The sequence below is a fragment of the Burkholderia glumae LMG 2196 = ATCC 33617 genome, assembly GCF_000960995.1.
GTDB lineage: Bacteria > Pseudomonadota > Gammaproteobacteria > Burkholderiales > Burkholderiaceae > Burkholderia > Burkholderia glumae.
Genome location: NZ_CP009434.1, coordinates 1519230 through 1532928 on the forward strand (window position 1 = coordinate 1519230; position 13699 = coordinate 1532928).

Annotated in this window: 11 protein-coding genes and 1 pseudogene; 5 read left to right on the forward strand and 7 right to left on the reverse strand. The window is 66.6% G+C overall.

The window, feature by feature from the left end:
* Nucleotides 1–4: 4 nt before the first annotated feature.
* Both KS03_RS07765 and KS03_RS07770 read right to left on the reverse strand, forming a co-directional pair.
* Nucleotides 5–247, reverse strand: coding sequence for an acetyl-CoA carboxylase (locus KS03_RS07765; RefSeq protein WP_015877372.1), 243 nt, complete (start codon nt 245–247; stop codon nt 5–7).
* A gap of 22 nt (nt 248–269) precedes the next feature.
* The gene (locus KS03_RS07770) at nt 270–1052 is read right to left on the reverse strand and encodes a 5-oxoprolinase subunit PxpA (RefSeq protein ID WP_015877371.1); all 783 of its coding nucleotides are present in this window, start codon (nt 1050–1052) and stop codon (nt 270–272) included.
* 258 nt (nt 1053–1310) lie between these two features.
* Between KS03_RS07770 and KS03_RS07775 the strand changes: the two genes are divergently transcribed.
* The 3 genes from KS03_RS07775 (at nt 1311) to KS03_RS07785 (ending at nt 4277) form a co-directional block, all read left to right on the forward strand.
* Nucleotides 1311–2228, forward strand: a complete 918-nt coding sequence (locus KS03_RS07775) for a LysR family transcriptional regulator (RefSeq protein WP_015877370.1) — start codon at nt 1311–1313, stop codon at nt 2226–2228.
* 60 nt (nt 2229–2288) lie between these two features.
* Entirely contained in the window at nt 2289–2537 is a 249-nt protein-coding gene (locus KS03_RS07780; RefSeq protein WP_230674535.1) for a hypothetical protein, read from the forward strand.
* Between the two features lie 585 nt (nt 2538–3122).
* Nucleotides 3123–4277, forward strand: coding sequence for a flagellin (locus tag KS03_RS07785; protein WP_015877368.1), 1155 nt, complete (start codon nt 3123–3125; stop codon nt 4275–4277).
* 9 nt (nt 4278–4286) lie between these two features.
* Here KS03_RS07785 and KS03_RS31125 read toward each other — a convergent pair.
* Nucleotides 4287–4385 (reverse strand): annotated as a pseudogene (locus KS03_RS31125) (IS5/IS1182 family transposase); the annotation flags it as partial.
* A 93-nt stretch (nt 4386–4478) separates the two neighbouring features.
* Between KS03_RS31125 and KS03_RS29710 the strand changes: the two are divergent.
* Both KS03_RS29710 and KS03_RS29715 read left to right on the forward strand, forming a co-directional pair.
* A protein-coding gene (locus KS03_RS29710; protein ID WP_085962370.1) for an IS5 family transposase occupies nt 4479–5284 on the forward strand; the annotation gives its coding sequence in 2 pieces (ribosomal slippage) (nt 4479–4809 and nt 4809–5284; 807 coding nt in all).
* 231 nt (nt 5285–5515) lie between these two features.
* Nucleotides 5516–6333, forward strand: a protein-coding gene (locus KS03_RS29715; protein ID WP_088499487.1) for an IS5-like element ISBugl2 family transposase whose coding sequence is annotated in 2 segments (ribosomal slippage) — nt 5516–5864 and nt 5864–6333 — 819 coding nt in all. Because the reading frame shifts where the segments join, the coding sequence is not laid out codon by codon here.
* A 145-nt stretch (nt 6334–6478) separates the two neighbouring features.
* On the opposite strand, the gene KS03_RS07790 is transcribed toward KS03_RS29715, so the two are convergent.
* The 4 genes from KS03_RS07790 to KS03_RS07805 form a co-directional block, all read right to left on the reverse strand.
* Nucleotides 6479–8593, reverse strand: a complete 2115-nt coding sequence (locus KS03_RS07790; protein ID WP_015877366.1) for an NAD(+) synthase — start codon at nt 8591–8593, stop codon at nt 6479–6481.
* Nucleotides 8590–11082: a penicillin acylase family protein gene (locus tag KS03_RS07795; protein WP_015877365.1), complete on the reverse strand. Its 2493-nt coding sequence runs from the start codon at nt 11080–11082 to the stop codon at nt 8590–8592. Before KS03_RS07795 ends, KS03_RS07790 begins: the two co-directional genes overlap by 4 nt.
* 29 nt (nt 11083–11111) lie before the next feature.
* Nucleotides 11112–12410: a hypothetical protein gene (locus tag KS03_RS07800; RefSeq protein WP_017424821.1), complete on the reverse strand. Its 1299-nt coding sequence runs from the start codon at nt 12408–12410 to the stop codon at nt 11112–11114.
* Between the two features lie 73 nt (nt 12411–12483).
* The gene (locus tag KS03_RS07805) at nt 12484–13653 is read right to left on the reverse strand and encodes a MupA/Atu3671 family FMN-dependent luciferase-like monooxygenase (RefSeq protein ID WP_015877363.1); all 1170 of its coding nucleotides are present in this window, start codon (nt 13651–13653) and stop codon (nt 12484–12486) included.
* Nucleotides 13654–13699 lie beyond the last annotated feature (46 nt).

The window sequence follows — 13699 nt, forward strand, 5'->3', positions numbered from 1 at the left end:
CGCGTCACCCCTCGATCCGCATCAGTACCTGGCCCGCGTCGACCGGTTCGCCGTCGTCGACGAGCAGCTCGACGACGCGGCCGGCCGCGTCCGCTTCGATCTCGGTGAACTGCTTCATCACTTCGACGAGGCCGACCACGGAGCCCGCCGCGACCGTCGCATCGAGCGCGACGTAGTAGGCTGCATCGGGCGACGGGCGCCGGTAGAACGTGCCTGGCAACGGGCTGACGATATCGTGCAATGCCATCGGGCGTCTCCTTGAATGGGGTTCAGTGATGAGCGGCTAGCGGTCGCGGGCCGGCGGTCCGGATGCCTTCGCGGACCAGCGCGTCACGCGTTTCGCGCACGAGGTCGAGCGCACCGGGCGTGTCGCTGTGAATGCAGACCGAATCGAAATCGATGTCGATGTCGTCGCCGTCGATCGTGCGCACCTTGCCGTCGATGCACGCGCGCAGCACCTTGTCGGCCACCCGCTGCGGGTCGATGCGCCCAACGCGGCGCGTGAACACGATTGAGCCGCTGCGGTCGTAGTCGCGATCGGCGTAGAACTCGCGGATCACTGGCTGCGCGTATTCCATCGCCACGCGATAGGTGACCGACGCTTCCATGCAGTACAGCCACAAGCCGGGATCGATGCGCTGCAGCGTCTCGATCAACAGCCGCGAAAACGCCTCGTTGGCCGCCGCATGCATGTAGAGCGCGCCGTGCGGCTTGATGTGCTGCAGGCTCACGCCGTTGAGCCGCGCGAACTCGCGCAGCGCGCCGATCTGATACAGGATGTCGTGGACGAGCGCCTGCGGCGTTTCGGTGATCGTGCGGCGACCGAAGCCCACCAGATCGCGAAAGCCCGGATGAGCGCCGATCCCCACGCCGGCATCTCGCGCGAGCTGCACCGTGCGCGCCATGATGTTCGGGTCGCCGGCATGAAAACCGGTCGCGATGTTCGCCGAGCTGATGAGTGGCATGATCTGCTCGTCGACGCCGTCGCCGATCGTCCACAGGCCGAAACCTTCGCCCAGGTCCGAATTCAGGTCGACACTGTGTTTCCTCATACGGTTCGTTCCTCCAGGTTCTCCGGTTTCGCGTGCGCAGCAGCGCGTGTCGACACCGTGTTGAACGCAGGTTAGCCGTGTGGGGGGCGTCAAAATAGTTCTATTTTTATATGCGATCGTATCGATTTTTTAGATATCGTGGAAATCGGTCGCCCGGCGTTGCGACTGGCGGATGTGCGCGGGTCGGGCGGCCCCGGATCGCCGCGAAACGGGCGGTTGATATGATGTTTACCGTTCCCCATCAGTTTTCCACCGCCCATGGCCCTGACGCTCAGACAGCTCAAGTACTTCGTCGCGACCGCCGAGCTCGGACAGATCTCGCAGGCCGCGATCCAGCTCACTATCTCGCAGTCGGCCGTGACGAGCGCGATCAAGGAGCTGGAGGACAGGCTTGGCACGCAACTGTTCGTGCGCACGTCGGCGGGCGTGACGCTGACCGATACCGGGCGGCGTTTTCTCAATCACGCGTACACAATTCTGTCGTCGGTCGACGAGGCGATGCGGATCCCGAATCTCGAGAGCACGCTGACCGGCACGCTCGCGATCGCCGCAAGCTACACGGTGCTCGGCTACTTCCTGCCGCATCACGTGCTGCGGCTCAATACGCTCTATCCACGCCTGACGATTAACCTGCACGAACTGAACCGCGAGTCGATCGAGGAAGGGCTGATCGCGGGCCGCTACGACATGGCCGTGCTGCTCACGTCGAACGTGTCGAATCCGGAGCTCGTGCTGGAGCCGGTGATTCATTCGGTGCGCAGGCTGTGGGTCGGTGCGCATCATCCGCTGCTGCGGCGCGAGAGCGTCACGTTCGCGGAGGTCGCGCACGAGCCGTTCGTGATGCTGACGGTGGACGAGGCAGGGCAGACCGCGCTGCGTTACTGGAACGAGACGCCGTATCGGCCGAACGTGATCCTACGCACCTCGTCGGTCGAGGCGGTGCGCAGCATGGTCGCGAACGGCAGCGGTGTCGCCATCCTGTCCGACATGGTGTATCGCCCGTGGTCGCTCGAAGGGCGGCGCATCGAGACGATCGTGTTGCGCGACCCGGTGCCGCCGATGAGCGTCGGCCTCGCGTGGCGCAAGAACATCGAGTTGGGTCCCGCGATGCACGCGGTGCGCGACTATTTTCGGCACACTTTCATGGAGCCCCGGGCGCTGGGTGGCGGCCCCTGAGAGCCATTTTTGCGGACGACTTGGCTTTGTAGTTGGCGGTTGAAGCCGAGCCGCATCGTGATGGCGCTGTCCGCGGTGTCGATCGCACGGTTTCGGCAGGCCAAAACAGCGTTGGGCGCGTGCTTTGAGGAGCTCGGCGATGGCGGCGGTGTCATGATGGACGCCAACGACCGTAAGGCGATCGAGCAGATCCTGGCCCTACACGACCAACAACTGCTCGCTGTTCCGAGCCATCGATATTTGGACCCGCAGGAGCGCGCGAAACAACTCGCGCAGGCTGGACGATCAGCGATCCCGGATCAAGTGTGACGCGGCGGCCGGACCCGCTCGCGACAGAAGTTTCGAATGCGAGTGGCAACCAGAAAAATGTCGGCCTGGTAAAAGCCTCTTCGTGGATGCTTGTTCGTTCTCAGGGTAGCGTTTATAGTGCTTTACGAGCATGAGTTTTTTTAGCCAACTTCCCATTGTGCTGCAGGGCCACCAACGGTGGCCCTTTTTTTTGGCTTTCAAGGTCTGACATGTCACTCCTGCAGTAGTGGAATGCAGACTCTTGCGTGAACGTGTGTGAAGTATGGCCGTGAGATGTTGCGGTGTTGGCATCTAGTCGAAGCACCGGCCACGCTGCCTTGATAGGGCCTCTCAAGTTTTGGCGAACCGTGCCGAAAAAATGCTTGCTGGCTCTGCATTAGAGACGTGCCTTTCAGAATCGACTAACAGTTTCTTTACAAATTCTATTCGGACTTTGTAAAGAAACTGCGAGATTGGCTTCGTTGGCGCGATTGCTGTTGTGCAGTGTAGCCACATGAAGTGGAAGATTTCTATTGTCACGGGAGGCTTAAGATAACTGTCACCCAACAAATAGATTAATTATTTTTTACATATTAGGAGAGCAACATGCTCGGTATTAATACTAATGTCAACTCACTGGTTGCTCAGCAGAACCTGAACGGCTCGCAGAGTGCCCTGTCGCAAGCCATCACGCGCCTGTCTTCGGGCAACCGCATCAACAGCGCCGCTGACGATGCAGCCGGTCTGGCGATCGCCACGCGTATGCAAACGCAGATCAACGGCCTGAACCAGGGCGTGCAGAACACCAACGACGCCGTCTCGCTGATCCAGACGACGTCGAGCCAACTGTCGTCGCTGACGAGCAGCCTGCAGCGTATCAGCACGCTGGCGACCGAAGCGGCCACCGGCACGCTGTCGTCGAGCGACCAGGCCGCTGCCGAGCAGGAAGTGGCTCAGCAGATCCAGGAAGTGAACCGGATTGCTTCGCAAACGAACTTCAACGGCAAGAACCTGCTCGACGGTTCGGCCGGGATCGTCACCTTCCAGATCGGCGCGAACGTCGGCCAGACGGTCAGCCTGGACCTGAGCCAAAGCCTGTCGGCGGCGAAGATCGGCGGCGGCCTGGTGCAATCGGGCACCAACGTCGGCACGATTCAAAATCTGAGCCTTGATGCGAACGGCGCGGCCACCACGGCGGCACAACCGGCCATCACCTCGGTCAACGTGCTGTCGGACGGCAAGGGCGGCTTCACGTTCACGGACCAGAACGGCCAGGCGCTGAGCGCGTCGGCAGTCGGCGCGATCTTCACGACGGGCACGGCAGCCGGCACGGGTACGGCGGTCACGAACCTGACGCTGTCGACCGGCGCCACCAGCGGCATGACGACGGCCCAGGCCAGCGCGGCGGCCAACATGATCTCGCAGATCAACTCGGTGAACGCACCGCCGACCGTGTCGAACGTGAACATCAGCAACACGACGAGCGCCAACCAGGCCATCGTGTCGATCGCCAACGCGCTGTCCACCATCAACAACCTGCAGGCCACGCTCGGCGCGACCCAGAACCGTCTGCAAGGCATCGCGCAGACGCAGCAGGCCAACTCGACGAACCTGTCGTCGGCGCAATCGCAGATCCAGAGCGCGGACTTCGCGCAGGAAACGGCGGCGCTGAGCAAGGCGCAGGTGCTGCAACAGGCCGGCATCTCGGTGCTGGCGCAAGCCAACTCGCTGCCGCAGCAGGTTCTGAAGCTGCTGCAGTAAGAGGCCAGTTCAAAAACCCTGCTCAGCTCGTCTGAAGATGTTCCAACAGATGAGCGAGCAGCCAAGTTTGAGGAATGCTTCGTGAATGTAGGCACGTCGCTCGAAGCGAGTGAACCGCACCGGGAATCGAGGAGGCTGGTTGGTTTAAGAGCCGCTAACATAACCTAGACATGACGTAGCAGAAGTCGTATCGTCTGCGATATGGCAAGACGCAAAATCAGCAACGAGTTGTGGGTGGAGCTGGAACCGCTGATTCCGGAATTCACCCCATCGCCCAAGGGCGGACGGCGGCGCACGGTCGATGACCGAGCTGCGCTCAACGGCATCCTATATGTGCTGCAAACCGGTATCCCGTGGGAAGACCTCCCGCAAGAACTGGGCTTCGGCAGTGGCATGACGTGTTGGCGACGTCTGCGAGACTGGCAAGCGGCCGGTGTATGGCGCCGGCTGCATCTGGCGATGCTGCGTCGGCTGCGTGAGCACGACCAGATCGATTGGGAACGCGCCAGCCTCGATGGAGCCAGCGTCTCCAGCCCCCGGGGGGCCAGGAAACCGGCCCCAACCCGACCGACCGCGGCAAGCTCGGATCGAAGCGACACATCGTCGTAGATGCACGCGGCATTCCTCTGGCCGTCACGATCACGGGAGCCAACCGCCACGATTCGATGGCATTCGAGTCCACGCTCGATGCCATTCCTGCGGTACCCGGGCTGAACGGTCCGCCACGCAAGCGCCCGAGCAAACTGCACGCTGACAAAGGGTATGACTTCGGGCGTTGTCGACGTTATCTGAGACAGCGCGGCATCAAGGCTCGTATTGCACGCCGCGGTATCGAAAGCAGCGAACGGCTGGGCAGGCATCGTTGGGTCGTCGAGCGTACGCATGCCTGGTTCGCCGGATTCGGCAAGCTTCGAATTCGCTTCGAACGACGCCTCGATATTCATACCGCTCTGCTTGTCCTGGCTGCCGCCGTCATCTGCTCCAGATTCGTGGATGACTTGTGTTAGCGACTCTAAGAGCCGCTAACACAAGTCATCCACAAATTTCGGAAAGCTCTGGATTCGCTTCGAGTGTCGCCTCGATATTCATGCCGCCTTGCTCATTCTGGCAGCCGCCATCATCTGCTCAAGATTCGTGGATGACTTGTGTTAGAGGCCAGTTCAAAAACTCCCGAGAGGGGCTGTTTACTTCCTCGGCAAGCTGTTAACCTTGGGCATCAGAACAACGGAAGTCCAAGGATGGAAGCGCCAATCATTGACGACGAACTGTGGATACTGATCGAACCATTGCTGCCACCTGCGAAGCTTCGAGCGAAGAGCGATCCTGGTCGCCCGCGCGTGTCCGACCGTGCGGCTCTCAACGGCATCCTGTTCGTGTTCAAAACGGGAATTCGTTGGAACCACTTGCCGACTCGTCTGGGCTTTGGCTCGGGCGCCACATGCTGGCGGCGATTGAGCGACTGGCAAAAGGCTGGTGTATGGGACCAACTGCACGAGTTGCTACTCGACAAGTTGCGTGCGGCCGGCCAAATCGATCTGTCATACGCTGCGGTCGATTCGTCGTCCGTGCGCGCCGTTGGGGCGGGCGAAAAACTGGCCCGAACCCCACCGATCGCGCGCGACCCGGTTCCAAGCACCACGTCCTCGTAGACGCCAACGGCGTTCCTCTCGTTGCGATCCTGACTGGCGCGAACACCAACGACGTCACGCAGTTGCTGCCGCTCGTTGATGCGATTCCACCCATTCGCGGCGTTCGTGGCCGACCGCTTCAGAAGCCCGGCGTCGTCTACGCCGATCGCGGCTACGATTCCACCCGACATCGTCGCGCGTTGCGCGAACGCGGTATCAAGCCCGTGATCGCCAAGCGCCGGACCGAGCATGGCCGTGGTCTGGGCAAGTATCGTTGGGTAGTCGAACGTACGCATTCCTGGCTCCACAATTTCCGGCGCCTACGCACTCGCTTCGAGCGAAGTGCCTACATTCACGAAGCATTCCTCAAACTTGGCTGCTCGATCATCTGTTGGAACATCTTCAGACGAGCTGAGCAGGGTTTTTGAACTGGCCTCTTAGCGGTTCTTAGATGGTCGAGAACGACCAACTGAGATCGAACGGGTTCGAGCCGCAGCGTTCCTTCACGCTGACGGTATATCGCGTCGCGGCCTTCAGCGGCGCTATCGGCGTGCCGATCGCCGAAGACTACAATCATCGCGCGTTTCCGTCGGCAGGCTCGCCGTCGAGCGGTCGGCCAGCAAGCAGAGCACGTTCGCGCCGGTCTTCATCGCCGGCAGGCTGATCGGACACCGCGCGCGTCAGTTCGTCGAGCCACGCCTGCGCTACCGAGTCGCTCGGCGCGCGCCAGTCGCCACGCGGCGACAGCGAGCTGCCGGCGGCCACCTTCGGGCCGTTGGGCAGCGCGGAGCGCTTGAACTGACTACCCTCAAAGAAACGCTTCACGAACACGACGAGCCAGCGTTTGATGGCGGCCAGATCGTAGGCAGGACGCGAGTCCATCAGCGGTGGCCAGTCGCCGGCCTCGGCGTCGTGCCACGCATGCCATGCGAGGAATGCGATCTTCGCCGGGCCGAAGCCATAGCGCGTCACGTGGTAGAGGTTGAAATCCTGCAACGCGTAGGGGCCGATCGCCTGCTCGGTCGACTGGCTCGCGTTGCCTGGCACCAGCTCAGGCGAGATCTCGGTCTCGACGATACGCCGCAGGATACCCGCAGCATCGGCGCCAAAGCGCTGCCGGTCCGCCAGCCAGCGAACCATCTGCTGGATCAGCGTTTTCGGCACCGAGCCGTTCACGTTGTAATGCGACATCTGATCGCCGACGCCATAGGTACACCAGCCGAGCGCCAGCTCGGACAGGTCGCCGGTGCCTATCACGATGGCGCGATTCGCGTTCGCGAGCCGAAACAGGTAGGCGCTGCGTGCGCCGGCCTGGACGTTCTCGTAGGTCACGTCATAGCGTGCCTCACCCTGTGCGGCCGGATGGCCGATGTCTGCCAACGTGCGGTCCGATACCGGCTTGATGTCGATCTCGCGCGCGCTCACGCCTAGCACATGCATCAGCGCCCAGGCATTGTCGAGCGTGTGCCGGCTGGTGGCGTAGCCGGGCAGCGTGTAGGCGAGGATGTTGCGGCGGTCCAGGCCGAGCCGGTCCATGGTCAGCGCGCAGACCAGCAGCGCATAGGTGGAGTCGAGCCCGCCCGACACGCCGATCACGACCTGCTCGAGCCCGGTCGCGCGCAGCCGCTTGGCGAGCCCGTGACTCTGGATCATGAAGGTTTCCTCGCAGTTCGCATCGAGCATCGCCACGTCCGCCGGCACGAACGGAAAGCGGTCGAGGCGGCGTTGCAGCGGCCCGCTCGGGCCGCGCGGCGGAGCGAGCGCGAAGCCGACGTTGCGGAACGCGCTGCCGCCGAGCGCGCGCGCGCAATCGTCGAAGGTCTGCACGCGCAGGCGCTCCTGCATGATGCGCTGCAGGTCGAGATCGGCCACCAGCAGTTGGGCGGTGTCGGCAAAGCGCTCGGTTTCGGCCAGTATCTCGCCGCTTTCGCAGACGAGTGCGTGGCCGTCCCAGGCCAGGTCGGTGGTGGATTCGCCGCAACCGGCCGCCGAATAGAGATAGGCGGCCTGGCAGCGCGCGCTGTGGGAGCGCACGTGAAGCCGGCGATACTCGGACTTGCCGACGGTGATGTTGCTGGCCGACAGGTTCGCGATCACGGTCGCGCCCGCATGTGCCGCATAGGTGGACGGCGGCACCGGCGCCCAGAGGTCCTCGCAGATCTCCACGCCGAGCACGAGCTCCGGATAGTCGTCGGCGCGAAACAGCAGGTCGGTGCCGAACGGCACCTCGGCGCCGTCCAGGCGCAGCGTGCCGCCCGTCACGCCGAGCCCGGAAGCGAAGTAGCGCTTCTCATAAAACTCCCCATAGTTCGGCAGGTAGCTTTTCGGTACCACGCCCAGGATCCGGCCGCGGTGCAGCACCACCGCGGCGTTGTAGAGGCGGCCACTCCATTCGAGCGGCGCGCCCGCCACGATCAGTCCGGGCAGCTCGGCCGAGGCGGCGCGCAGCTTGCCGATCGCCCGCTTCACGCCGTCGAGCAGCGCGCGCTGGAAGAACAGCTCGTCGTTGGTGTAGGCCGACAGGCCGAGTTCGGGCAGGATCGTCACGAGGGCGCCGCGCCCGGCTGCGTCGCGCGCGAGGCGCAGCGTCGCCTGGAGGTTGGCGGCCGGATCGGCGACCACCACGGGGGGAATGGCGACGGCCACCCGCAGGAAGCCGTGGCGGTACATCGAGAAGAAATCGTTCATGGGCGAGGGCGGACGGGGTGGGCGAGCGGGGTATGACGGGAGGCGTCGGCCGCGCTGGCGGCGAAGGTAACCGATGCGGCACTTGCGCGTAATTCGCATCGCGTGACCGTGGCGGCCTGCACCTGCGCAGCCTCGAACGCGAAGTGGCTGGCCGGCGTGCCGAGCGGCGGCGGCGGCCGGCCGTCGCTCCACGCGGTGCCGGGCCGGCTGCGCTGCGCCTGCGGCAGCACGCTATGCACGAGCGGGCGGCCACCGTCGAACACGATGCTGGCGAGCCAGGTGGTGCCGAAGTTCACGGCATAGCCGTGCGGCGCGAGGCCGGTGGGCAGCGGCACGCGCCCGCGCACGAGCTGGGCGAGCCGCTCGGGCGGTGTGAGTGCGCCGACCTGGCTGACGTTGAGCGCGCCGGTCAGGTTCGGGCCGCCGTCCAACGGTGCGCGCGTGCCGTCGGCGCGCAGCCGGAACTGGAGGTCGCGCAGCGTGGCGCTGGGCGGAAAGCCAGCCGCCGCGAGCTGCTCGACGGCCGTGGCTAGCGCGACGAGCGCCGGCGCCGGGCCGCTGCCCTGCCAGTGCGGCAGGCCGCGCGGCGTGTCGAGTGGCGCGGCGGGATCGAAGGCGTGCGCGTAGCCATGCGCGCCCGCGAGCCACGCCTGCGCGAATTCGCGAAACAGCGGCGCGCCCGGCGCGTCGAGCGCGTCCTCGCGACGCCACGCGCGCAGGATCGCGAGCGCGGGCGCGAGATCGACCCGTGTGCCGTCGCGCGCGGCCACCGGCTCGCGACAGGCCGCACCGAGCGCGAGCAGGTCGTCGAGCAGCAGGTCGCTCATCGGCACGTGGTTGTCGAGCGTCAGGCGCGCGAGCGCGGTGGCCCCGATCGGCCGCGCGAGTTCGCGCGTGAGCCGCAGGCCGTGCCGCGCGCGCGGCGTGAGCGGCGCGTCGAACGCGCCGAACAGCGGATGGTGCGCGGGCAGCGCGGCGTCGAGATCGACGTGCTGGTACGGGTTGTTGAAGTTGGCGAGCACGCCGCGCGTGCGGCGCGCCGGGCGCTGCGCGACGGCACGCGGGCGGCGCGGCGCGAGCGCGTGGCGTGGGTCGTCGCCGGGCAGCACGACGAGGCCGCGGCGTCTGCGTTCGAGCGCGAGCGGATGGTCGGTGTCCGCCAGTGCCGCGAGCGTCGCCGCGCCAAGTTCGGGCACGTTGCTGCCGTCGACGTAGCAGGCCTGCCCGGCGGCGTCGATCGCGAGCAGATTCACCCAGCTCGTTCCCGCCCAGCGCGCGAAGCTCTGCTCCAACTCGTCGAGCGAGCGCGCGGCGCCGATCGCGAGCCAGTGGTCGAGCACGTCGGCGTTGCCGGCGTTCGCGTTGCCGAGGCAGAACACCCATTCGGGATTCCATTCGGCGAGGCCCGGCACGCTGAGCGGCGGGCCGTGGCGCGTCTGCCAGAGGTCGCGCTCGTGGGGCCGTGCCTCGCCGCGGATCTCGATCGCGACGCGGCGCCGTTGCATCGGCTCGGGCCGGCCGTCCCAGAAGTAGGCGGTCGGGTCGTTCGGCACGAGCTGCAGCCGCTGCAGCACGAATCGCTCGGCCGACGACACCGTGTGGGTCCAGGCCAGCGACGCGTTGAAGCCGAGATTGACGGTCGGGCAGCCGAGGATCGACACGCCGGCCACGTCGAACGCGCCGGGGATCGTCAGATGCACTTGGTAGAGGCGCAAGCCGTCGTTGAAGCTGAAGTGCGGATTGGCGATCAGCACGCTCGCACCGCCGGCCGCCGCCTCGCCGCCGATTGCCCAGGCGTTGCTGCCGAGCGGCAGATCGGCGTGGGCCGACCATGGCGGGTCGGCGCGGCGGGCGTCGTCGGCGCGAGCCGCGTGGTCGGCGCCCGCCGCGACCTCGCCATGCGCGTCGGGCGCCGCGGTCGGCACCGGTGGCCGCGCCAGCGCAAGGGCCTGCACGAAGCGCCGGCCGCTCGCCTCGTCGGCCAGCGCGAGCAGCAGCGCGGCGACGTCGTTGCGCTGCAGCACGCGCGGCGTGCCGCCAGGCATCGACGCGAACGGCTCGCCGGCCTCGACGAGCTCGCTCACGCGACGGTTGAAGCCGGCCGCGAAGCCGTCGATCAGCGCGTTGGCGTGGCGTGACATCCTCGCCAGCGCGCCGGCGGCCTGGCCGCCGTAGTCGAGCGCGCGGTAGCCGAGGTCGCTGTCGAGGTTGGCGTCGTCGCCGGGCGCTTCGTCGCGGCCATAGTGGCGGCTGCGCTCGCCCAGCAGCGTGACGAGGTGCGCGAGCAGCACGGCCGCGTGATCGTCGGCCACCACGTAGCCGTGGCCGTAGCCGAGTGACTCGAAGTCGTGCGCGCGGATATGCGGCGTGCCGTCGGCGCTACGCGCGATCTCCACCACGATTTCCACCGGCGCGTAGGCCGGCACGGCGGCAAACGACGGATGCTCGGGCAGGTGTGCTGGCGGCGGCGCGGCGTGCGAGGGCGGCATGGACGGGATCGACGGCATGGGCGGCGGCGTCAGGCTAGCTTCAGCGCGTGCGCGCTGTGGTTGGCGACGAACGCGTCCACGCGTTCCTGCGCGATCGCGTAGTGGCCGCAATGCAGCGGCGCGGCGTCGAAGCCTTCGTCGCAGAGTCCGCGGTAGTGTGCGAGCGCGTCTGCCAGTTTCACGTCGCCGCGCGTGGACGGATAATGGCGCGCCGCCGACAGCAGGCTCGACAGCACGCAGCCGGTGATGCGCCGCTCGGTGCCCGGCGTGGTATCGACCGGCAGTTGCTGCGCGAACTCGGTCGGGATGTAGGCGAGGTGCTCGAACGGTGCCGGCGCGGCCAGCGCGCCGCCTTCCGAGAACAGGATGTCGCCATGCGCCTCGAGCCGCGCGATCGCCTGCTCGGGGTTGAAGCAGTGCGGGTCCGAATCGTCGACGATCAGCGTGCCGGGCCGCAGCCGGCTCACCTCGACGACGTCGGGCGCGTTGGTCGCGCCGACGATCAGCGTGGCCTCGTAGGCCTGCGGCGCCACGCCCCGGCTTTCGTGGTGGAACGACAGCTCGCCGCGAAAGCCCAGCTCGTCGCGCACTTCCTGCATCAGCCGCTCGACGTATTCGCGCTTCTGGTAGATGTCGCAGAGGATCAGCCGGCGCGGATGCGGCAGCACGCTCAGCAGCAGGCGCAGCGTCGACGAGCCGATCGAGCCCAGGCCGATGAAGGCCAGCGTCTCGTCCTCGAGGCGGCGGCCGGCAGTGGCCAGCAGCCGCCGCACCGATAGCACCACGGCCGAGGTGGTGGTGGCATGGCCGGTGGTGACGGGCGGCAGCGCGTCGTCCTCGGGCACCGCGCGGCCGTAGTCGGTGGCCGACGGTATCAGCCCGGTCAGCGATACCATGCGCGCGCCGAGCACCTTCGCGAGCGACTGGCACTGGCGAACCAGCCGGACGATGTCGGACTGGTCGAGATAGATCTGCGAATAGAAGCGCGGCAGGATCACCGAGGCGATGCGCCCGGCCGCGAGCGTGCGCACGTTCGCGAAGATCGGCAGGTCGTGGCAGAGCGCGTGCGTGAAGTGGCGCGTGTCGAGCTGCGGATTCTGCCGCAGTAGACGGTCCGACAGGCAGCCGACGGCCACCGCGTCCACCGGTTCGAGTTCGCCCGCCGCGTAGAGCGACAGCAGTGGGCGGCGGTCGACCGACAGGTGGGGCGTGACGGCCTCGCGCAGCGCGGCCGGGGTGGCGGCCGTCTCGCGTTTCATGGCGGTCAGGCGTTGCAGCAGCAGGGCTTTCTTCTCGGCGGATAAATCGGCGAATCGGTCAGTGTTCATGTTCGGGGGCGAGTACGGGTTGACGGGGGCGCGCTGGGCGGCTGCGGCTTCGATGGCGCGGCTCGGGGCGCGCTCAGGCGACCGGCGCGGCGGCCGGCGATGCCTGCGCCTGCGCGTCGGCGAATTCGCGGCGCAGCGCGGCAAGCTTGCGCAAGCCGGCCATCACGGTGTCGGCGGGCAGGCCGAAGTCGACCAGACAGGCCACCTCGTCCACGCCGGCCTCGGTGAGCTGGTTCAGCATCTCGATGCACTTGGTGCGGTCGCCGAGCAGCGAGCTGAAATTGAAGTAGCGCTCGAACGCGAAATCGAGGATCGACTCCTTTGCGCCCTCCAGCCGCGCGACTTCCTCGGCAGGCATCAGGCTGCGGAACTGGCGCACATAGTCTTCGAGATAGTCGGTCAGCGGCGCGCGCACCTGCCGCTTGACCGCGGCCAGGTCGTCGTCGATGAAGGTGTGCAGCGTGACGGTGATCTTGCCTCCGGCCGGGTCGAGCCCGGCCGCGAGCCGTTCCTCGCGGTACAGCGCGATCTTCTCGCGCAGGTCGGCCAGCGATGGCCCCATCAGGCACAGCACGTTGGCGTCGAGCCGCGCGGCGCGGCTCCAGGTCTCGCGCGAGGCGCCCGTGAGCCAGAACGAGAAGGCCGGCTGGACCGGGCGCGGGAAGGTGCGGATTTCGGTGGGCTTGCCGCCCACGCCGGCCAGCGTGACGGGCTCGCCGGCCCACAGCCGGCGGATGGTGTCGATCGCGGGCTCCAGCGTCTCGCGCCGCGTCTCGAACGCGTAGGGGCGGAAGGCGAAATCGTCGCGGTGCCAGCCGCTCGCGAACGACAGCGCCACGCGCCCGCCCGACAGGTTGTCGACGATCGCCCATTCCTCGGCCACGCGTACCGGATCGTGCAGCGGCACCACCACGCTGCCGGCGCGCAACTGGATGCGGCGCGTGACCATGGCGAGCGCGGCGGCCAGCACGGCCGGGTTGGGATAGAGCCCGCCGAAGGTCTGGAAATGGCGCTCGGGCGTCCAGATCGCGCTGAAGCCCTCGGCGTCGGCGAGCCGCGCCGCGTCCATCAGCAGGTCGTATTTGCCGGCAGTCTGGCCGGAGCCGTCGGACGAAAAGAACAGCAGGCCGAAGTCGAGCGGCCGGCCGGCCGGCCGGATCGTCCGCTTCTGTTCGAGCCGCGCCTGCAGCGCGGCTTTCTGCGCATCGCTCAACTGATTGATGCGTTCGTGCAGGTTGGTCATGGCAGGGTTCCTCGCTCGGGCCTCGGGTCGCGCGGCCTTCGGTTCG

Coding starts and splice junctions, on each gene's coding strand:
- KS03_RS07770 (WP_015877371.1), bottom strand. CDS start 1,052: ATGAGGAAACACAGTGTCGACCTGAATTCGGACCTGGGCGAAGGTTTC.
- KS03_RS07795 (WP_015877365.1), bottom strand. CDS start 11,082: ATGCCGCCCTCGCACGCCGCGCCGCCGCCAGCACACCTGCCCGAGCAT.
- KS03_RS07800 (WP_017424821.1), bottom strand. CDS start 12,410: ATGAACACTGACCGATTCGCCGATTTATCCGCCGAGAAGAAAGCCCTG.
- KS03_RS07780 (WP_230674535.1), top strand. CDS start 2,289: ATGGCGCTGTCCGCGGTGTCGATCGCACGGTTTCGGCAGGCCAAAACA.
- KS03_RS07785 (WP_015877368.1), top strand. CDS start 3,123: ATGCTCGGTATTAATACTAATGTCAACTCACTGGTTGCTCAGCAGAAC.
- KS03_RS07805 (WP_015877363.1), bottom strand. CDS start 13,653: ATGACCAACCTGCACGAACGCATCAATCAGTTGAGCGATGCGCAGAAA.
- KS03_RS07790 (WP_015877366.1), bottom strand. CDS start 8,593: ATGAACGATTTCTTCTCGATGTACCGCCACGGCTTCCTGCGGGTGGCC.
- KS03_RS07775 (WP_015877370.1), top strand. CDS start 1,311: ATGGCCCTGACGCTCAGACAGCTCAAGTACTTCGTCGCGACCGCCGAG.
- KS03_RS07765 (WP_015877372.1), bottom strand. CDS start 247: ATGGCATTGCACGATATCGTCAGCCCGTTGCCAGGCACGTTCTACCGG.